The organism is Nocardiopsis sp. NPDC006938, from assembly GCF_042869555.1.
Lineage (GTDB): Bacteria > Actinomycetota > Actinomycetes > Streptosporangiales > Streptosporangiaceae > Nocardiopsis.
This window is the reverse complement of record NZ_JBIAGA010000001.1, coordinates 43,128-61,889: the sequence shown is the minus strand read 5'-3', so window position 1 is coordinate 61,889 and position 18,762 is coordinate 43,128. Positions and strand designations below refer to the sequence as shown.

General features: G+C 72.7%; 20 protein-coding genes. 15 read left to right on the top strand and 5 right to left on the bottom strand.

Annotated elements, in window-relative coordinates; genetic code table 11:
- Positions 1 to 5 precede the first annotated feature (5 nt).
- The 4 genes from ACFYL4_RS00280 to ACFYL4_RS00265 all read right to left on the bottom strand — a co-directional run bounded on the left by ACFYL4_RS00280 (position 6) and on the right by ACFYL4_RS00265 (position 4,070).
- Positions 6 to 1,874, bottom strand: a complete 1,869-nt coding sequence (locus ACFYL4_RS00280) for an AMP-dependent synthetase/ligase (protein ID WP_387515302.1) — start codon at positions 1,872 to 1,874, stop codon at positions 6 to 8.
- Positions 1,875 to 2,042: 168 nt separating this feature from the next.
- On the bottom strand, positions 2,043 to 2,525 hold the full coding sequence (gene ybaK, locus ACFYL4_RS00275; RefSeq protein ID WP_357756961.1) for a Cys-tRNA(Pro) deacylase: 483 nt from the start codon (positions 2,523 to 2,525) through the stop codon (positions 2,043 to 2,045).
- Positions 2,526 to 2,629: 104 nt separating this feature from the next.
- Complete coding sequence (locus ACFYL4_RS00270) at positions 2,630 to 3,412, bottom strand: LON peptidase substrate-binding domain-containing protein (protein ID WP_357756960.1); 783 nt, start codon at positions 3,410 to 3,412, stop codon at positions 2,630 to 2,632.
- Positions 3,413 to 3,509: 97 nt separating this feature from the next.
- Positions 3,510 to 4,070, bottom strand: coding sequence for a ferritin (locus ACFYL4_RS00265; protein ID WP_357756957.1), 561 nt, complete (start codon positions 4,068 to 4,070; stop codon positions 3,510 to 3,512).
- Between the two features lie 261 nt (positions 4,071 to 4,331).
- Between ACFYL4_RS00265 and hisD the strand changes: the two genes are divergently transcribed.
- From hisD to ACFYL4_RS00215, 10 genes are all read left to right on the top strand, one after another.
- A complete protein-coding gene (hisD, locus tag ACFYL4_RS00260; protein ID WP_387515299.1) occupies positions 4,332 to 5,636 on the top strand; it encodes a histidinol dehydrogenase in 1,305 nt (434 codons plus the stop codon).
- Between the two features lie 196 nt (positions 5,637 to 5,832).
- Positions 5,833 to 6,915 carry a histidinol-phosphate transaminase gene (locus tag ACFYL4_RS00255; protein WP_357756951.1) on the top strand — a complete coding sequence of 361 codons (1,083 nt, stop codon included), beginning with the start codon at positions 5,833 to 5,835 and terminating at the stop codon, positions 6,913 to 6,915.
- A 65-nt stretch (positions 6,916 to 6,980) separates the two neighbouring features.
- Positions 6,981 to 7,574 carry an imidazoleglycerol-phosphate dehydratase HisB gene (hisB, locus tag ACFYL4_RS00250; protein WP_357756948.1) on the top strand — a complete coding sequence of 198 codons (594 nt, stop codon included), beginning with the start codon at positions 6,981 to 6,983 and terminating at the stop codon, positions 7,572 to 7,574.
- Positions 7,575 to 7,736: a hypothetical protein gene (locus tag ACFYL4_RS00245; protein WP_357756945.1), complete on the top strand. Its 162-nt coding sequence runs from the start codon at positions 7,575 to 7,577 to the stop codon at positions 7,734 to 7,736.
- 41 nt (positions 7,737 to 7,777) lie between these two features.
- Positions 7,778 to 8,428: an imidazole glycerol phosphate synthase subunit HisH gene (gene hisH, locus ACFYL4_RS00240; RefSeq protein WP_357756942.1), complete on the top strand. Its 651-nt coding sequence runs from the start codon at positions 7,778 to 7,780 to the stop codon at positions 8,426 to 8,428.
- A 69-nt stretch (positions 8,429 to 8,497) separates the two neighbouring features.
- Positions 8,498 to 9,256: a bifunctional 1-(5-phosphoribosyl)-5-((5-phosphoribosylamino)methylideneamino)imidazole-4-carboxamide isomerase/phosphoribosylanthranilate isomerase PriA gene (priA, locus tag ACFYL4_RS00235; protein ID WP_357756939.1), complete on the top strand. Its 759-nt coding sequence runs from the start codon at positions 8,498 to 8,500 to the stop codon at positions 9,254 to 9,256.
- Positions 9,253 to 10,026, top strand: a complete 774-nt coding sequence (gene hisF, locus ACFYL4_RS00230) for an imidazole glycerol phosphate synthase subunit HisF (RefSeq protein ID WP_387515296.1) — start codon at positions 9,253 to 9,255, stop codon at positions 10,024 to 10,026. The genes priA and hisF overlap by 4 nt, the downstream gene beginning before the upstream one ends.
- 200 nt (positions 10,027 to 10,226) lie before the next feature.
- Positions 10,227 to 11,021 carry a peptidoglycan-binding protein gene (locus ACFYL4_RS00225; RefSeq protein WP_387515294.1) on the top strand — a complete coding sequence of 265 codons (795 nt, stop codon included), beginning with the start codon at positions 10,227 to 10,229 and terminating at the stop codon, positions 11,019 to 11,021.
- Positions 11,022 to 11,306: 285 nt separating this feature from the next.
- On the top strand, positions 11,307 to 13,337 hold the full coding sequence (locus ACFYL4_RS00220; protein ID WP_387515292.1) for an ABC transporter ATP-binding protein: 2,031 nt from the start codon (positions 11,307 to 11,309) through the stop codon (positions 13,335 to 13,337).
- On the top strand, positions 13,334 to 15,184 hold the full coding sequence (locus tag ACFYL4_RS00215) for an ABC transporter ATP-binding protein (protein ID WP_387515290.1): 1,851 nt from the start codon (positions 13,334 to 13,336) through the stop codon (positions 15,182 to 15,184). The genes ACFYL4_RS00220 and ACFYL4_RS00215 overlap by 4 nt, the downstream gene beginning before the upstream one ends.
- A gap of 14 nt (positions 15,185 to 15,198) precedes the next feature.
- On the opposite strand, the gene ACFYL4_RS00210 is transcribed toward ACFYL4_RS00215, so the two are convergent.
- Positions 15,199 to 16,191 carry a sugar isomerase gene (locus ACFYL4_RS00210; protein ID WP_357769977.1) on the bottom strand — a complete coding sequence of 331 codons (993 nt, stop codon included), beginning with the start codon at positions 16,189 to 16,191 and terminating at the stop codon, positions 15,199 to 15,201.
- A 142-nt stretch (positions 16,192 to 16,333) separates the two neighbouring features.
- Between ACFYL4_RS00210 and hisI the strand changes: the two genes are divergently transcribed.
- The 5 genes from hisI (at position 16,334) to ACFYL4_RS00185 (ending at position 18,620) form a co-directional block, all read left to right on the top strand.
- The gene (hisI, locus tag ACFYL4_RS00205) at positions 16,334 to 16,678 is read left to right on the top strand and encodes a phosphoribosyl-AMP cyclohydrolase (protein ID WP_387515288.1); all 345 of its coding nucleotides are present in this window, start codon (positions 16,334 to 16,336) and stop codon (positions 16,676 to 16,678) included.
- A gap of 50 nt (positions 16,679 to 16,728) precedes the next feature.
- Positions 16,729 to 17,388 carry a Trp biosynthesis-associated membrane protein gene (locus ACFYL4_RS00200; RefSeq protein ID WP_387515927.1) on the top strand — a complete coding sequence of 220 codons (660 nt, stop codon included), beginning with the start codon at positions 16,729 to 16,731 and terminating at the stop codon, positions 17,386 to 17,388.
- On the top strand, positions 17,388 to 17,681 hold the full coding sequence (locus tag ACFYL4_RS00195; RefSeq protein ID WP_357769975.1) for an HGxxPAAW family protein: 294 nt from the start codon (positions 17,388 to 17,390) through the stop codon (positions 17,679 to 17,681). The genes ACFYL4_RS00200 and ACFYL4_RS00195 overlap by 1 nt, the downstream gene beginning before the upstream one ends.
- Before the next feature lie 95 nt (positions 17,682 to 17,776).
- Positions 17,777 to 18,124 carry a CD225/dispanin family protein gene (locus ACFYL4_RS00190; protein ID WP_387515286.1) on the top strand — a complete coding sequence of 116 codons (348 nt, stop codon included), beginning with the start codon at positions 17,777 to 17,779 and terminating at the stop codon, positions 18,122 to 18,124.
- A gap of 40 nt (positions 18,125 to 18,164) precedes the next feature.
- Complete coding sequence (locus tag ACFYL4_RS00185) at positions 18,165 to 18,620, top strand: DUF2752 domain-containing protein (protein ID WP_387515284.1); 456 nt, start codon at positions 18,165 to 18,167, stop codon at positions 18,618 to 18,620.
- Positions 18,621 to 18,762 lie beyond the last annotated feature (142 nt).

Genomic DNA, 18,762 nt, shown 5'->3' with positions numbered 1-18,762 from the left:
GTGGTTCACAGCCTCTCGACGGAGCCCTCGTACATGCCGTCGAGCAGGTCCCGGTACCGCTCCTCCACCGCCCTGCGGCGCATCTTCAGGCTCGGGGTGATCTCCCCCTGCTCCACCGTCAGCTCGTTCGGGAGCACCGCGAAGTCCTTGACGGACTCGTGCCGGGGCAGACCGCGGTTGAGTTCGTCGATGGCCTCCTGGAGCATCGCCCGCACCCGCGGCTCGCGGGTCAGGCCGAGGTAGTTCAGCGCGCCCAGTCCGTTGGCCTCGGCCCAGACCTCGATGGCCTCGGGGTCCAGGGTCACCAGGGCCACGCAGTAGGGGCGGCGGTCGCCGTGCACCACCAGGTTGCCCACGTAGGGGCACAGGGACTTGAAGCGGCTCTCGATGCTCTGCGGAGCCACGTACTTGCCGCCGGAGGTCTTGATCAGTTCCTTCTTGCGGTCGGTGATCCGCAGGCGCCCGTTCTCCAGGGCGCCGATGTCGCCGGTGGCGAACCATCCGTCCTCGTCGAGCACCTCCTCGGTGGCGCCGGAGAGGTTGTGGTAGCCGCGCATCACGCTTCCGCCGCGCAGCAGGACCTCGCCGTCCTCGGCGATTCGTACCTCGGTGCCGGGCAGGGGCAGTCCCACGGACCCGAAGCGCACGTCGCCGGGCCGGTTGAGGAAGGCCCCCGCCGAGGTCTCGGTCAGGCCGTAGCCCTCCAGGATGGTGATCCCCGCGCCGTAGAAGAACCTCCCGATCTCGGGGGCCAGCGGTGCGCTGCCGGACACGAAGAACTTCAGCCGGTCGCCGAACCGGGCCCGCAGCTTCGCGAACACCAGCCGGTCGGCGACGCGGTGCTGGGCGGCGAGGGCGCCCCGGGGCTCCCTGCCCTCCTCGCGGAGCCGGGCCACCCGGTCGCCCACGCCGACCGCCCACCTGAAGATCCGGTACTTCGCGGGCCCGCCCTCCTTGGCCTGCATGACGACCCGGTTGAACACCTTCTCGAAGATGCGCGGGGCCGCCGCCATGAAGGTGGGGCGCACGACGGCCAGGTTGTCGACGATGCGGTCGACGCGGCCGTCGACGGCCGTGGTGAACCCCAGGCGCAGCTGGGCGACCTGCATGACCTTGCCGAAGCTGTGCGCGAGCGGCAGCCACAGGTACTGCACGTCGTCGGCGTCCAGCATCTCCCAGCCCTGGGCGCGCATCTCGTCGCCCATGACCCGCAGCGCCTCGGCCTCGTACAGCCAGTTGGCGTGGTCCAGACGCACGCCCTTGGGGCGGCCGGTGGTGCCGGAGGTGTAGATGAGCGTGGCCAGGTGGTCGGCGCGGACGGAGGCGACCAGCTCGTCGAAGAGTTCGGGCCGTTCCTCGTGCAGTCGGGTGCCGGCGGCCTCCAGCTCGGCCAGGCCCATGACCCAGTCGTCGTCGCCCCCGTTGTCCCCCTCGAAGGCGATGACCCGGGACAGGCCGGGCATCGCCCCCCGCTGTTCCAGCAGCTTGGCGACCTGTTCGTCGTTCTCGGCGAAGGCCACCATGCTGCCGGAGTCGGACACGATGTAGGCGCAGTCGGGCGGGCCCGAGCTCGGGTAGATCGTGGTGGAGGCACCGCCCGCGCACAGGATCGCGAGGTCGGCCAGGACCCACTCCACGCGCGTGCTCGACGCGATCGCGCAACGGGCCTGGGAGGTCACACCGAGGGAGTGCAGGCCCAACGCCAGCGCGCGGACGCGGTCGCGGGTCTGGTTCCAGGTCAGTGACTCCCACTTCTCGTCTCCGCCGGAGGGGGAGGGGACCGGATAGGTGAACGCCTCCCGGTCACCGGACTCGGCGACGCGGGAAGCGAACATGTCGGGGACGGAACGATAGGGGGATGAAGTGTTGCCCATGTCACAAAGCTACCCCTGGGTAAGGGGTCGGGCAACACTCCGTGGGCGAATGTGTGCGGGTCCACGGACCCCTGTGACCCAGCTGGTCCGAGGGGTCCCGGGACCCGGTCACCGGACCACTTCGCCGGTGGGGGAGGACACCCCCGGGCCCTGCGGGGCGACGGTCCCTCAGACGGTGCCGATCGGTGCCACGGACGCCTCGGTCAGGGCGATCAGGTCCCTGGGCGTGAGCTCCATCTGGAGGCCCCGCCGACCGGCGGACACGTACACCGAACGCAGCTCCGTCACGGACGAGTCGATGACCGTGCGCAGCCGTTTGCGCTGCCCCAGCGGGCTGATGCCGCCGCGCACGTACCCGGTGATCTTCTCGGCCCTGCCCGGGTCGGCCATGGTCGCCCTCTTGCCCCCGACCGCCATGGCCAGAGCCTTGAGGTCGAGCGACGTGCTCACCGGCACCACTCCGACGGTGAACACACCGTCCACCTCGGCCACCAGGGTCTTGAACACCTGCTCGTGGGGCACTCCGATCGCGTCGGCGGCGTCCGCGCCGTAGGAGTGGCCCTCGCCCCCGACCGCCTCGTAGGGATGCAGCGTGAACGTGGTCTTGGTCCTGCTGGCGGCCACGGTCGCGGGCGTGGCTTTTCCACTCATGGGTCACCTGGGCCTTCCACTTCGGTACGTCCGACCTCAGGGCAGGCTACTCCTCCGATGGGGCGCCGCCGCCGCAGGCGGGAGGCGGGTCCGGCGGGCGCGTCCTAGTTGAAGGAGACCCCGTTGTCGAGGAAGGGGCCCGCGGGAAGGTTCGGCAGGTCGGGTGCGGCCACGATCCGGTTCTCCCGACGCAGGAACCGCGCCGCCACCGCCAGCCGGGTCGCGGCGTCCTCGGCCTCCAGCAGGCGCTGCTTCTCCGCCGAGTCCAGGACGACGGCGGTCGCCACCGCGTACGACAGCGCCACGGGGTCGCTCGGCAGCTCGCGGGCGGTCTCGGTCGCCATGCCGATCTCCGCGAGCCTGCGCTGGTACACCTCGTACAGGTCGCGCACCCTGTCGGCGTGTTCCTCGGCGTCGGGGCCCATCGCCTCGGGCAGCAGGGAAACCGAGGCCGTGGAGTAGGCGTCGGTGGAGGATGCGTCCACCTCCGATAGGTCGTTGACGGCGAACCGGGTCCCGCCCTCGATCACCAGGTCGTAGCGGCCGTCCTCGTAGGTGCGCACGTCGCGCACCACGGCCGTGCAGCCGGTCGCGCTCACCAGCGGAAGGGAGGGCGAGGCCCCGGGCCCGGCGGTGCTGGGCGCCCCGGTGTCGGCGCCGCCCGCCCCCTGCCCGGACTCGCCGGCCACCTCGTGCCCCAGCTCGATCCACACGACCCCGAACCGCGCGGGTCCGCGCTCGCGGCCCCCCGCCTCACCCCCGGCCAGGGTCGGGCCGAGCAGCTCCGTGACCAGGCGCCGGTACCTCTGCTCGAACACGTGGAGCGGAATCGTCATACCGGGGAACAGCACGGTGTTCAGCGGAAAGATCGGCAGGGCCTCTGGCATGGTCCCAGTATGCCCGCGCCGGGGCGCGGACGCGGGCGCCCCGCCCGGGGCGGCCGGACGGGGCTCCCGCGTCCCGGTCGGCGCGACGGACCGACCGTCAGGAGACGGCGGGACCGGCGGTGCCGGGCGCGCCCTGGCTGCCGTGCTCCTCGCTCGGCATGTCGCGGGCCACGAAGGTCTCCACGTCGAACAGGTTGCCGTTGGAGCGGTCCACGACGTTGAGGAGGGTCGACATCTTGGCGACCTCCTCCACCTGCTCCTGGATGAACCACTGGAGGAACTGCTCCCCGGCGTAGTCGTCCTCGTCGCGGGCGACCCGGGCCAGCCGCTGGAAGTTGTCGGTGACCTCGCGCTCCTGGCGCAGCGCCAGAGCGACCAGATCACGCGTGACCGCGAAATCGGTCTCGATCTCGTCCACGCCGGGAAGGGCGAACGCGACGTCGTTGTCCAGCAGGTAGCGCACGATCATCATCGCGTGGTCGCGCTCCTCCAGGGACTGTTCGTAGAAGACCCTGGCCAGCTGGGGCAGGTCCTGGTCGTCGAACCAGGCGGCGATCGCCACGTACTGGTGCGAGGCGGTGAACTCGTGCCGCACCTGGTCGATGAGGAGTCGGTGGAACTTGGAATGGCCGCTATCGCCGGTCTTGTTGGAAGTCATGTCATCACGATAACCCATTTAAAGGCATTTTGTGAAACACCCCGAAGTGGTGTCGCAATGGATAAGGTAAGCCTTTCTTTCGTTATGTGAGGTTAGGTGTCCCAAAGTTAGGCAAGGCTTGTTCGCCGCCTTTTCGGGGTGATGTGCGGGGCCGGGCGCGGGCGTCGTCCCGGACGGAGTTCGCGCCGGTCGGACGGGTGTGGTGTCCATCATCCGGACACCGCCACCCGTGTGAGGGGCCGAGCCCCCTAGACTGGTCCCGTGATCAGTCGAATCGACCTCCGAGGCTCCCAGGACGACCCGCGCGACGCGCTTCCGCGCGCCGAAATCGATGTGGCGGACGCCACCGAACGCGTCCGACCGCTCTGCGAGGACGTCCGCCATCGGGGGACCGCGGCACTGGTCGAACTCACCGAACGCTTCGACGGCGTGCGGCTCACCGACATCCGCGTCCCCAAGGACGCCATCGACACCGCCCTGGTCGAACTCGACCCCGCCGTGCGCGCGGCGCTGGAGGAGTCCATCCGCCGCGCCCGCAAGGTCCACCACGCCCAGCGCCGCCAGGACCACACCACCCGGGTCGTGCCCGGCGGCACCGTCACCGAGAAGTGGATTCCGGTCGACCGCGTCGGCCTCTACGTGCCGGGCGGCCGCGCCGTCTACCCCTCCAGCGTCATCATGAACGTCGTCCCCGCCCAGGAGGCGGGCGTGTCCTCCCTCGCGGTGACCTCGCCACCCCAGAAGGAGTTCGGCGGACTGCCCCACCCGACGATCCTCGCCGCCTGCGCCCTGCTCGGCGTCGACGAGGTGTACGCGGTCGGCGGGGCCCAGGCCGTGGCGATGTTCGCGTACGGCACCGACGACTGCGCCCGCGCCGACATGGTCACCGGCCCCGGCAACATCTGGGTCGCCGCCGCCAAGCGCCTCCTCAAGGGCGTCATCGGCATCGACGCCGAGGCCGGGCCCACCGAGATCGCCGTCCTGGCCGACTCCACCGCCAACCCCGACTACGTCGCGGCCGACCTCGTCAGCCAGGCCGAGCACGACGTCGTCGCCGCCTCCGTCCTGGTCACCCCGGACGAGGCATTGGCCGACGCGGTCACCGAGCGCCTCGAGGCGCGCGTGGCCGCCACCAAGCACAGCGAGCGCGTGCGCCAGGCCCTGTCCGGCCCGCAGTCCGGCATCGTCCTGGTCGACGACCTCGAACAGGGGCTGGACGTGGTCGACGCCTACGCGGCCGAGCACCTGGAGATCATGACCGCCGACGCGCCGGCCTGGGCCGCGCGCGTGCGCAACGCCGGAGCGATCTTCGTCGGCGACTACTCCCCGGTGTCCCTGGGCGACTACGCGGCGGGCTCCAACCACGTGCTCCCCACCGGCGGCTGCGCCTGCCACTCCGGCGGGCTGAGCGTGCAGACCTTCCTGAGGGGGGTGCACGTCGTCGAGTACGACCGCGACGCGCTGGCCGACGTCGCCCACCACGTCATCACCCTCGCCCGGGCGGAGGACCTGCCCGCGCACGGCGAGGCCGTGGCCGCGCGCGGCGAGGACGGGAACACGCCCTGACCAGGGGGTGTTCCAGCAGCACCGGGGAAGGCCGGGGGCACCACCCCCGGCGGCGCCCGAACAACGGCCGAAGCGAACCGGAGGCCGTCAGACGCCCGCCCCGGCGGGACGCCCCGCGCGGGCGGCCGCGTGACCACGGCGGTCACCGCGGCCCCCGGAGCGCGTCCCGCCACGACCGACCACGAGTGTGACACCAGTGAGCTTCACTCTGAACGACCTGCCGCTCCGCGACGACCTGCGCGGCCGATCGCCCTACGGCGCTCCCCAGCTGGACGTGCCGGTGGTCCTCAACACCAACGAGAACCCCCACGCCCCCTCCCCGCGACTGGCGAAGGCGCTGGCCGACGCGGTGGCCGACACCGCCCTGGGCCTCAACCGCTACCCCGACCGCGACGCGGTCCGCCTGCGCCGGGACCTGGCCGCCTACCTCGGCCACGGGCTGACGTCCGAGCACGTCTGGGCCGCCAACGGCTCCAACGAGGTCCTCCAACAGCTGCTCCAGGCCTTCGGCGGCCCGGGCCGCACCGCCATGGGCTTCGAACCGTCGTACTCCATGCACCCGATCATCTCCCGGGGCACCGGGACGCACTGGGTGCCGGTGCCGCGCGACGCGGACTTCCGGATCGACGTGGACGCCGCGCTGGCGGCCATCGCCGAGCACCGACCCAGCGTCGTCTTCCTGACCTCGCCCAACAACCCCACCGGCACCGCCCTGGAGATCGCCGACATCGAGCGCGTCGTCCGGGCCGCCCCCGGGGTCGTGGTCGTCGACGAGGCCTACGCCGAGTTCCGCAGGCAGGGCACTCCCAGCGCCCTGACCCTGCTGCCGGAGCACCCGCGGCTCATCGTCTCGCGCACCATGTCCAAGGCCTTCGCGCTGGCCGGGGCCCGCGTGGGCTACCTCGCCGCGCACCCGGCGGTGGTGGAGGCCCTCCAGCTGGTCCGCCTGCCCTACCACCTGTCGGCCGTCACCCAGACGGTCGCCGTCACCGCCCTGGAGCACGCCGAGGAGCTCCTCGGCGCCGTCGCCGACCTGCGCGCCGAACGCGACGCCCTCGTCACCTGGCTGAGGGAACAGGGCTTCGCGGTGGCCGACTCCGACGCCAACTTCGTCCTCTTCGGCGAGTTCGAGGACCGCGGCCGGGTCTGGCGGGACCTGCTCGACCAGGACGTCCTCATCCGCGAGACCGGACCGGACGGTTGGCTCCGCGTCACCGTCGGGACCGCCGACGAGATGGCCGCCTTCCGGACGGCGCTCCTCAAGGTCACCGGCGGCTGACACCGCCGGGCACGACCGCAACCCCACCCACCGCACCACCACGGCACCACCAAGGATCGGGCACCATGAGCCGCATCGGGCGCGTCGAACGCGCAACCAAGGAAACGAAGGTCCTGGTCGAGGTCGACCTGGACGGCACCGGCGTCGCCGACGTCTCCACCGGGGTCGGGTTCTTCGACCACATGCTCGACCAGCTCGCCAAGCACGGGCTGTTCGACATCACCGTGCGTACCGAGGGCGACCTGCACATCGACGCGCACCACACGATGGAGGACACCGCCCTCGCCCTGGGCGCCGCCTTCCGCGAGGCCCTCGGCGACCGCGCGGGCATCCGCCGCTTCGCTGACGCCAAGGTGCCCCTGGACGAGGCCCTGGCCGAGGTCACCGTCGACGTCTCCGGCCGCCCCTACCTCGTGCACTCCGAGCCCGAGGGCATGGCACCGCTGATCGGCCGCGACTACGACACCACCATGACCCGGCACATCCTGGAGTCGTTCGTGGCCCAGGCACGGGTGGCCCTGCACGTCCACGTGCCCTACGGCCGTAACGCGCACCACATCGTCGAGGCGCAGTTCAAGGCGCTGGCCCGGGCACTGCGCACCGCCACCGAGAACGACCCCCGCGTGGACTGGGTCCCCTCCACCAAGGGCGTCCTGTAGATGGACACCGACCTCTGGGGCCTGTTCCTGCTGGTCCTGGGCGGCTTCCTCGCAGGTGGCGTCTACGCCCTGTGGGGGAGGAACCGCCTGATCGCCGTGGCCCTGGCCGGGTGCGTCGTGCTCGCCGTGGTCTCCGGCGTGCTGCGGCTCGGCTACCTCTAGCCGCCGGGCCCCCGCCACCTCACCAAACGAAGGGCACGCAGATGTCACGTGTGGTCGTCTTCGACTACGGGTCGGGCAACCTCCGCTCGGCCCAGCGCGCCATGGAGCGCACCGGTGCCGACGTCACCGTCACCTCCGACCCGCACGCCGCCCTCGACGCCGACGGGCTCGTCGTCCCCGGCGTGGGTTCCTTCAGCGCCTGCGCGGCCAGCCTGATGGCGGCGGGCGGAGACCGGATCATCGGCCGCCGCATCGCGGGGGGCCGCCCCGTCCTGGGGATCTGCGTGGGCATGCAGGTCCTGTTCGACCGGGGTGTCGAACAGGCCGACGCCCGCGCGGAGGACCGCGCCACCGAGGGCTGCGGCGAGTGGCCGGGCACGGTCGAGCGCCTGCGGGCGCCCGTCGTCCCGCACATGGGGTGGAACACCGTCTCCCCGCCCGACGGCTCACGCCTGTTCGCGGGCGTGCGCCCCGAGGAACGCTTCTACTTCGTGCACTCCTACGCGGTCCGGCGGTGGGAGTTCGTCAGCCACAGCGAGCGCGTACGCGGCCCCCAGGTGACATGGTCCGAGCACGGCGAGCCCTTCGTGGCCGCCGTGGAGAACGGACCCCTCAGCGCCACCCAGTTCCACCCGGAGAAGTCCGGCGACGCCGGAGCCCGCGTCCTGGCCAACTGGGTCGCGACCCTGTGACCCCCGGGGCCCGCCCGACGGCGGCCCCGTGAACCCAGTCCCTCAACCAACCGAGCACGAGAAGGCACCATGACCGGCGACCACACCACGTCGACACCCGTACTCGAACTGCTCCCCGCCGTGGACGTGTCGGGCGGGCAGGCCGTCCAGCTCGTCCAGGGCCGGGCGGGCTCCGGCGGCCAGTACGGCGACCCCTTCGAGGCCGCCCGCGCCTGGCGCGACGCCGGTGCCGAGTGGATTCACCTGGTCGACCTGGACGCGGCCTTCGGCCGGGGCCACAACCGCGACCTGCTGCGCGACATCGTGGACCGCCTCGACGTCAAGGTCGAGATGTCCGGCGGTATCCGCGACGACGAGTCGCTGAACGCCGCCCTGGCCACCGGCTGCACCCGGGTGAACATCGGTACCGCCGCCCTGGAGAACCCGCAGTGGTGCGCCCGGATCATCGCCGAGCACGGCGACCGGATCGCCATCGGCCTGGACGTGCGCGGCACCACGCTGGCCGCCCGGGGCTGGACGCGTGACGGCGGCGACCTCCTGGAGACCCTCGACCGCCTGGAGTCCGAGGGCTGCGCCCGGTACGTGGTCACCGACGTCAACAAGGACGGCACCCTCAAGGGGCCCAACCTCGACCTGCTGCGGACCGTGTGCGAGCGCACCGACAAGCCGGTGGTCGCCAGCGGCGGCGTGTCCAGCCTCGCCGACCTGGAGGCCATCTCCAGCCTGGTCCCGCTGGGCGTGGAGGGCGCCATCATGGGCACCGCCCTGTATGAGGGAGCCTTCTCCCTGGAGGACGCCCTGACCACGGTGCGGGGGGCCGACCGGTGAGCCTGGCGATCCGCGTCATCCCGTGCCTGGACGTCGACGCCGGACGCGTGGTCAAGGGCATCAACTTCGAGAACCTGCGCGACGCCGGTGACCCGGTCGAGCTCGCGGGCACCTACGACGCGCAGGGGGCCGACGAACTCACCTTCCTGGACGTCACCGCCTCCAGCGGCGACCGGGAGACCACCTTCGACGTGGTGCGCCGCACCGCCGACCAGGTGTTCATCCCGCTCACCGTCGGGGGAGGGGTGCGCTCCACCGAGGACGTGGACCGGCTGCTGCGCGCGGGCGCCGACAAGGTGGGCGTGAACACCGCCGCGATCGCCCGCCCGGAGCTGATCGGCGAGATCGCGGCCCGCTTCGGCCGCCAGGTCCTGGTGCTCTCCGCCGACGTGCGGAGGGTGCCCGAGGGCGGCCCGCCCACCGCCAGCGGCTTCGAGGTCACCACGCACGGCGGGCGTCGCGGCGCCGGTCTCGACGCGCTGGAGTGGTGCGAGCGCGCCGCCGAGCTGGGCGCGGGGGAGATCCTGCTCAACTCGATGGACGCCGACGGCACCCGGACCGGTTTCGACCTGGAGCTGATCCGCGCGGTGCGGGCGCGGGTGGACGTCCCGCTGATCGCCTCGGGCGGCGCGGGCGCCGTGGAGCACTTCGTTCCGGCGGTGGCGGCGGGCGCGGACGCGGTCCTGGCCGCGACCGTCTTCCACTTCGGTGAGTTCACCATCGCCGACGTCAAGCGGAGCCTGCGCGAGGCGGGGTACCCGGTCCGGTAGCGCGGCGCGGTGGCCACCGCGACACGCCGTGGAGAGGTCGGAACAGGCCCTGAGTGAGACTCGCTCAGGGCCTGTGACCTGCACAACCGTGTCAATGATTACTGTCAGTAATCAAAGCGTGTCATGGCGTTGATCAAGCTGTGATCCGTGTGAGCATGAGCGCGTCTTACCCAGCCACGACAGGGAGATTGTCGCCCATCATGTCCAAGCACGTCTTCACCGGCCTCTCTCGCCGGTTCGCCTCTCTCGCCACCGCCGGTGCCATCGCCCTCGGCGGTCTGACCCTCATGGCCCCGACCGCCGCCGCCGACGACTACGACCGGACCTCGGCCGAGGTCATCCAGATGATCGAGGCCCAGGTCTGGCCCAACTACTCGCTCCAGAACCCCGGCCCGAGCGTCGACATCCTGGCCGCGCAGTACTTCCTCAACCACCTCACCTACGTCACGGAGAACCCGAGCTCGACCTTCACCCGGGAGTTCGACCGCACGCTCCGCGACTTCGAGCGCCGGGAGGGCATCACCGTCAACGGCGTCCTCGAGTCGCAGAGCTGGATCAAGATCAGGAACATGCTGTTCCCGACCACGGCCGACGCCTTCCAGCGCGACGACCGCGGATACGGCGTCCGCGCCGTGCAGGTGCTGCTCAACGAGAAGTTCGACGCCGGCCTGACCGTGAACGGCCGCTACAACTCCGCCACGGAGCGGGCCGTGCGCAACGCCCAGCGCGACCTGTGCATCGGCGTCGACGGCGCCTTCGGCCGCCTCACCTACAAGGCCGTCATCACCGGCGTCGACAGCTGCCGCGCCGACAACGCCGAGGCCGTGGCCGAGGAGGCCCCCGCCGAGGAGGGCGCCGAGGCCGCTGAGCAGGCTCCGGTCGAGCAGGCTCCCGCCGAGGAGGGTGCCGAGACCGCCGAGCAGGCTCCGGTCCAGGAGGCCCCCGCCGAGGAGGGCGACCAGGCCCGCGAGCTGGAGGCCGTGCGCGGCCACTAGCGGCCCGGGACACCCCGGTCTGACGTGACGGAGGTCGGGCCCGGTACGCCACTGGTGGCGCACCGGGCCCGACGCGTGGACGCCCCGGCCCCTCCGGGAAGTTCCCGTTGTACGGAATAGCACGGTTGTGTCCCGCGCTGAAACAATCCGGTGGCAGCTGTCGGTGCCGCTGGATAGGTTGGCCCGCACACACGCGAACCGTGCCCCTCGGCATGCCCGGGAGCCGGCGGCGCGCGGGTCGGGCCGGCCGGAGCGAACCGGCCGAGAAGAGGAAACGGGGGGCGTATGGCGCAGGGCACCACCACGGCGGACCAGACGACGCGGGAGGCGGACCCGCCCGGCGAACCCAGCGCCGAGGGCACCGGCACCGGCGCTCCGGCCCAGGCGACCGACCCCCACAAGGGGGTCTTCGCACGAGGGATGCGCGTCCTGGGCGTGGCCGCCCGCACCGAGCCGTGGATCTTCCTCGCCGCCGTCGCCGGAGCGATGCTGCACGCGGGCGTCACCGTGGGCTCCGCCTCCGTCCTCGGCTACCTCACCGACCACACGATCATCCCCGCCTTCTCCGCCGGGCAGACCACCACGGCCGCCCTGGTCGCCGCGGCCGCGCTGCTCATGGCGGTCGGCCTCGGCAAGGCCGTGGGCCTGGCCCTGCGCCGCCTGCTCGCCGGGCTCATGCAGTTCCGGATGCAGGCCCGGTACCGTCGCGCCGTCGCCCGCAAGTACCTGGAGCTCCCGCTCTCCTGGCACCACCGCCACCCCACCGGGCAGCTCCTGTCCAACGCCAACGCCGACGTCGAGGCCGCATGGCAGCCGCTCGCCCCGCTGCCCATGGCCGTCGGCAGTGTGTTCATGCTGGTCATCGCCTCCGTCGCGATGATCGTCACCGACCCCGTCCTCGCGCTGGTCGCCTTCGTGGTCTTCCCCGTCCTGGCGGCCGCCAACGTCGTCTTCCAGCGCCGCGTCTCCCCGATGGCCTCCCGCGCCCAGGCCCTGCGCGCCGAGGTCAGCGGCGTCGCCCACGAGTCCTTCGACGGCGCCCTGGTCGTCAAGACCCTCGGCCGCGAGGACACCGAGACCGAACGCTTCACCGAGGCCGCCCACCGCCTGCGCGACGCCCTCATCCAGGTCGGCCGCATGCGGTCCCTGTTCGACCCCTTCACCGAGGCCCTGCCCAACTTCGGCGTCCTCGCCGTCCTCCTTCTCGGCATGTGGCGCCTGTCCACCGGCGCCATCGAACCCGGCGACCTCGTGCAGATCGCCTTCCTCTTCACCCTCCTGGCCCTGCCCATCCGCTCCTTCGGGTGGATTCTCGGCGACCTTCCCCGCAGCGTCGTCGGATGGGACCGGGTCCAGTCGGTCCTCGGCTCCGGCGGCACCATGGAGCACGGTGACCGGACCCTGGAAGCCGCCGAGCGCGGCCTGGCCCTGAGCGTGCGCGACGTCACCTTCTCCTACGCCGACGCCTACGACGCCGAGGGCGGCGGGCGCGACCTGCTGGACCACTCCGCCACCGGGGCCCGCACCACCGTCCTCAACGGGGTCGACCTCGACATCGCCCCCGGCCGCACGGTGGCCCTCGTGGGGCCCACCGGGTCCGGCAAGTCCACGCTCACCACGGTCCTCATGCGGCTGGTCGACCCCGACTCCGGCACCGTCCGCTACGACGGCGCCGACGTCCGCGACCTGGCCCGCGACCAGATCCCCCGGCACGCCGCCCTCGTGCCCCAGGGAACCTTCGTGTTCGAGGACACCGTCCGGGACAACGTCTCCCTGGGCGCGGCCGGGGTCGACGACGCCCAGATCTGGGCCGCGCTCCGCCTCGCCCGCGCGGACGGGTTCGTCGCCCAACTCGACGGCGGGCTCGACGCCCGCCTCGGCGAGAAGGGCACCTCCCTGTCCGGCGGCCAACGCCAGCGCCTGGCACTGGCCCGCGCCATCGTCCGCCGCCCCCGGCTGCTGATCATGGACGACGCCACCTCAGCCGTCGACCCGCAGATCGAGGCCCAGATCCTGGCCGGGCTGCGCGAACGCGACGACGCCGCCACCGTGGTCGTCGTGGCCTACCGCAGGGCCACCATCGAGCTCGCGGACGAGGTCGTCTACATGGAGGGCGGCCGCGTCCTGGCGCGCGGTACCCACACCGAGCTCCTGGCCGCCTCCAGCGGCTACCACAGGCTCGTCACCGCCTACGAGCGCGCCTCCGCCGAGAACGAGGCCGAGCGCACACCCGTCCCCGAGGAGCCCGGTCCCGCGGAACCCCACCGACCCGCCGCGGGACACGGCCCCGACGCCACCGAGGAGACCAGCCGATGAGCGCACCGACCCAGCCCCGCACCGACGACAGGTCGGAGCGGGAGCCCGGGGCCGGGCGCCCCGAACACGACGCCGCCCCCGCCCTGCACCGGAACCAGGACTCCGCGCTGGGCACCGTCCGGCGCGGCCTCCAGCTGTCCCCGGAGTTCGCCCGGGGCCTGTGGCTGACCCTGCTGTTCGCGCTCGCGGCCACCGGGGGCAAGGTCATCGTCCCGGTCGCCGTGCAGCAGATCATCGACCACGGGCTGTCCGCGCAGGGCGGACCGGACCTCGGGTTCGTCACCCGCATGGTGGCGACCTGCGCCGGACTGCTCGTCCTCACCATGATCTGCTCGTACCTGATGAACCTGCGCCTGTACCGGGCCACCGAGTCGGGTCTGGCCACCCTGCGCCGCAAGGCCTTCCGGCACGTGCACGACCTGTCCGTCCTCACCCAGAACAGCGAGCGCAAGGGCGCCCTGGTCTCCCGGGTCACCGGCGACGTCGACCAGATCAGCACCTTCATGCAGTGGGGCGGCCTGCTCCTGCTCGTCAGCACCGGCCAGCTGCTGGTCGCCACGACGCTCATGGCGGTCTACTCCTGGCAGCTCACCCTCGTGGTCTGGATCTGCTTCCTGCCGCTGCTCTTCGGCGTGCGCTGGCTCCAGAAGCTGCTCTCCCGCGCCTACCTGACGGTTCGCGAACGCACCGGTGACATGCTCGGCGCCATCGGAGAGACCGTGATGGGCGCCGCCGTCATCCGCGCCCACGGCACCGAGGAGCGCACCGCCACACGCATCGACACCACGGTGCTGGCCACCCGCCGCGCCCAGGTGAAGGCGCAGCGCCTGTCCATGGCCGTCTCTCCCTTCGCGGAGATCGTCGCCGCGGTCGGCAACGTCGCGGTCGTGCTGGTCGGCGTGTGGCTGGGCGTCGGCGGGGACCTCACCGCGGGTCAGCTCATCGCCTTCCTGTTCCTCATGACCCTGTTCATCCAGCCGATGATGATGGCCACGGAGATCTTCAACGAGGCGCAGAACGCCATCGCGGGCTGGCGGCGTGTGCTCGGGGTGCTCGACACCGTCCCCGACATCGCCGACCCGGGCGAGGCCGGGCGCGTCCTGCCGCGCGGGCCGGTCCGCGTCGGCTTCGACCGGGTCACCTACTCCTACCCCGAGGGCCCGGTGGTCCTGGACGACGTGGACGTGGAGATCGCCCCCGGCACCCGGGTCGCGGTCGTGGGCGAGACCGGGTCGGGCAAGACCACCTTCGTCAAGCTCCTCACCCGCCTCATGGACCCCGCCTCCGGCACCGTCCGGCTGGACGGCGTCGACCTGCGCGAGGTCGCCTTCTCCTCGCTGCGCAGTCGCGTCGTCATGGTGCCCCAGGAGGGGTTCCTGTTCGACAGCTCACTGGGCGACAACATCCGCTTCGCACGCCCCGAGAGCACCGACGCCGAGCTGGAGGCCGCGATCGGGGAGCTCGGCCTCGGGGAGTGGCTGGCCAGTCTCGCCCACGGTCTGGACACCCCGGTGGGACAGCGCGGCGAGTCGCTCTCGGCGGGTGAGCGCCAGCTCGTGGCACTCGTGCGCGCCTACGTCGCCGACCCGGACCTGCTCGTCCTGGACGAGGCCACCTCGGCGGTGGACCCGCACACCGAGGTCCGCATCCAGCGGGCCCTGGACCGGTTGACCCGAGGGCGCACCTCCGTCGCGATCGCGCACCGGCTCTCCACCGCCGAGGCCGCCGACCGGGTCCTCGTGTTCGACGAGGGACGCATCGCCCAGAGCGGCTCCCACGACGAGCTCGTGGCCCGCCCCGGCGTGTACGCGGACCTGTACGCCTCCTGGGTCCGCTCCTCGGCCTGACCGGGCGCCCCGGCCTACCCGCGCCACCAGTGCGCCGCGAGCAGTTCCGCCACCAGCGGTTCGGTCAGCAGGCTCACGTCCGGGTCGCCGTCACCCGGGTAGCGCACGCTCAGCCCCGCCCCCGGCACGCGCTCGCGTCCGGGGGTGGCGCCCACCGCCACGAAGGCCCCGCGCAGCTGCCCCAGGTGCTCGGCGAAGCGCTGGTCGTGGGCGGACCCCGCGAACAGCAGCGCCCGGTGGTCGGTCACCGCCGCCAGGTACCGGTCCGAGTGCGACCACTCGCCGGTCTCGGCGGCGCGCGCCACCCGGATCGGGCCCCTGCGCAGCACCCGCACCCCCTGCCCGGCCGAGGCCAACCGCTCGGCCGGGGCCACCAGCGCGACCCCGTCGGGGGAGTCCAGCACCCGGGCGGCCCGCGGCACCCACTCCGGGGCACCGTCCAGAAGTACCCGCGACGCGTTGGCCACGCGCCGGAGCAACCCCGGGAAGTTCGCACTGCTCCCCGTCGCGGGAGCCCCCAGCCGGTGCCCGAGCAACAGCAGCAGCGCCAGCGCGTGCTGGTAGGCGCGACATCCCGTCCCCGACTGCTCCCCACCCGCGCGCAAGGGCACCAGCAGGTCGGCGTACCGCCCCACCACCGCGTCCTCGTCCGGGGCCAACACGATCACCGGCGAGCGCCCCACGTAGCGGTCCAGGGCCACGCACAGCTCCCGCTGGCCGTCACCCAGGCTCACCGCCACCACGAGCGTCTCCGGGCCCGCCGGGGGCTCCTCCACGGAGGTCGAGTAGTCGGCGTGCGCCGCCACGCCCCCGCGCCGCAGCCGGGCCGCCGCCACCTCGCAGGCGCCCCGCGCCGGACCCAGGGCCAGGAACCGCACGGAGGCGGGCTCGTCCCCCAGCAGCGCGGGGAGCGCCGCGTAGGGGTCCCAGCGGGGAAAGCGCTGGGCGAGCGCGGTCAGGGCGGCGGGTTTGCCCGCCAGGTCGGCGGACAGGTGCTCGGCGGTCACGTGAGCTCCCAAGCTGGCAGAACCGTCGGAACGGCGACGTCAGGGACGCACGCACTCTAATCCCCTCCGCGCGCCGGGGAGTGACCGGTGTCAAACAGCACCCGGTGGGCACGGCGCGCGCGGCGGCCATAACCTGGAACACATGAGCGCCACCCACCTTGACCCGGACATCGCCGCACGTCTGAAGCGCACCGCGGACGGCCTGGTCCCCGCCGTCGTGCAGCAGCACGACACCGGGGAGGTCCTCATGCTGGCCTGGATGGACGACGAGGCCCTGCACCGGACCCTCACCACACGCGAGGCCACGTACTGGTCCCGCAGCCGGGGGGAGTACTGGGTCAAGGGCGCCACCTCCGGAAACACCCAGCGCGTGGTGTCGGTCGCCCTCGACTGCGACGGCGACACCCTCCTGGTCGGCGTCGACCAGACCGGCGCCGCCTGCCACACCGGCGACCGCACGTGCTTCGACGCCGGAGCCCTGCTGTGAGCCGCGCCACGGCGCGCGCACGCCGCGAGTACGGGGTCACCACGCTCGCCATGGCCGCCGGCGCCGCACTCATGCTGGCCGCCTCCGGGCGCGTGTGGGCGACCGGCGAACTCGCCTCGCCCGGTCCGGTCGCCGCCGTCACCGTCGACCTCACCGGAGGCGACCTCACCGGCGCGCTACGCGGCCTGGGCTGGGCCGGGCTCGCGGGGATCGCGGGGCTGTACGCCGCCCGCTCCTGGCCCCGCCGCGTCGTGGGCGCGCTCATCGCGGCGTGCGGCGCGTTCGCCCTCACCTCGCTCTGGTCGGCCACCCGCCCCGGCACGCTCACCGAGGCCGTCGCCCGGCTGGCCACCGACACCGCGGGCGCCGCGCAGGGAGCCGGAACGCCCGAGCTCCACGCGCTGGGACCCGCGATGGGCGCCGCCGGGGCGGTCCTGCTGATCCTGACCGGGCTGGTCGCGGTACTGCGTGCCCCCGCCTGGCCCGGTATGGGAAACCGGTACGATCGGGACGCCGCACCGCGTCCGCGCCAGGCGGAGACACCAGCCGACCTGTGGAAATCGCTGGACGCGGGTGAGGACCCCACTCTTGGCGCCCCGGAGGCCGGAGCGCCCGCCGCAACCGAACGGGCGGCCCGCGCCGCCTCCGGTGACCACACCGAACCCGCACCGCTGGCCGACCGGCCAGCCCAACCCGAGGAGAGCCCCTGATGGCCGACGCCCACCACGAAGAGCACGACGACCACGGCAACACCGTGTCCGCCTGGTTCCTCACCGTCTCCTGGATCGTCGCCTGGACCGTGGCCGCCGTCGCCATCATCTTCGGCGGCGCCCTGATCACCTGGACGGTCATCGCCCTGGTCGCCAGCATCGCCCTGGCCGCCGTGGCCGGTGTCATGAAGAAGGCCGGCCTGGGCCGCAAGGAGCCCCGCCCGATCCCGCCGACCCGCGAGGAGTGGGAGGCCGGTCGCAAGACCGCCCCCGCCACCGCCGCCGCGAAGTAGTCACCGCGTCCGGAGCCTCCGGCGACCCGCCCGAGCGCGGGCGCCCGGGGGCCCGCGCGGCCCCCGCCAACCGACTTCCGCCGAGGACACCCTCCATGACCCATGGTCCACCGCCTCCGGGGCAGGTCCCGTTCCACGGCGCTCCCGGATTCCACGCGTACCCGCCCGCGGGAGAACCGCCCAAGAGCTACACGGCCTTCAACATCCTGGGCATCTTCGGCTGTTTCGGCATGACCAGCGTCATCGGGATCATCGGCCTGGTCTTCGCGCTCCAGGTCAGCAGCAAGTGGCACATCGGCGACTACGCCGGTGCCGAGTCCGCGGCCAACACCGCCAAGATCCTCGGCATCATCGGCCTCTGCTGCTTCGTGGCGTCGGCCCTGGCCGTCGTCCTCTACGTGGCGCTGGTGTTCACGGGCGTGATCCTCGCCGTCGCGGGCTGACCCCCGGCTCCCGCACGGGGGCCGCCGGTAGGGTGGTCGGGTGCCGCACGCCGACCGCCCCGCCCCCCTCCTCCGCCGCGTCCACCCGGCCGTCTGGCCGGTCTCCCTCGGCCTCCTCGGCCTGGCCGGAGCCGTCCTGCTGCACCTGGTGGACCCCAACGAACCGGGCAACTACCCCACCTGCCCCTGGCTCCTGCTCACCGGCACGTTCTGCCCCGGCTGCGGCACGATGCGGGCCGTCGCCCTGCTCACCCGCCTGGACCCGGTCGGCGCCCTCGGCATGAACCCGCTCCTGGTGCTGCTCCTGCCCTACCTCGCGTTCACCTACGCGACCTGGCTGGCCGGCTCCCTCAGACCGCGCGCCCGCCCGCCCCGACCCGCCCCCGTCTGGTTCGTCTGGACCCTCCTGGCGGCCTTCGTGGTCTTCTGGATCGCCCGCAACCTGCCCTGGTTCTCCTTCCTCGCCCCCGGCACACCGCTCCTGCCCGCCTGGTGAACCCGGAGCGGCGTCCCGAAGACCCCGGTTCGTACCGAACGCCCGTAATCCCCCGGCGCGGTGATCCGGGGGCGGGGGCCCCGCGGCCCCCGAGGGTGGATACGATGACCAGCACACGGTGTGACGGCCCCCGCGCCGCACC